Source organism: Pseudoalteromonas sp. P1-9 (assembly GCF_001399975.1).
Classification (GTDB): Bacteria; Pseudomonadota; Gammaproteobacteria; order Enterobacterales; family Alteromonadaceae; genus Pseudoalteromonas.
Map to the genome: position 1 here is coordinate 1 of NZ_LKBD01000135.1, position 506 is coordinate 506.

The following is a 506-nucleotide window of genomic DNA, read 5'->3' on the forward strand; positions in this document are numbered from 1 at the left end:
ATGGCAAAAGAAAAGTTTGAACGTTCGAAACCGCACGTAAACGTAGGTACAATCGGCCACGTTGACCACGGTAAAACAACTCTAACAGCAGCAATCACTAATGTACTTGCAAAAGTATATGGTGGTGAAGCGAAAGACTTCGCAGCAATCGATAACGCTCCAGAAGAGCGTGAGCGTGGTATCACAATCTCAACTTCACACGTTGAGTACGATACACCAACTCGTCACTACGCACACGTAGACTGTCCAGGACACGCGGATTATGTTAAAAACATGATCACAGGTGCTGCACAGATGGACGGCGCAATCCTAGTAGTAGCTGCGACTGATGGCCCAATGCCACAGACTCGTGAGCACATCCTTCTTTCACGTCAGGTTGGTGTACCTTACATCATCGTATTCATGAACAAATGTGACATGGTTGACGACGAAGAACTACTAGAGCTAGTAGAAATGGAAGTTCGTGAACTTCTTTCTGAGTACGATTTCCCAGGTGACGACCTACC

Annotated in this window: 1 protein-coding gene; it reads left to right on the forward strand. The window is 46.4% G+C overall.

The window, feature by feature from the left end; translation table 11 throughout:
- On the forward strand, positions 1 to 506 hold a 506-nt coding region (locus AN214_RS21900), incomplete at its 3' end, for a GTP-binding protein (protein WP_152960859.1).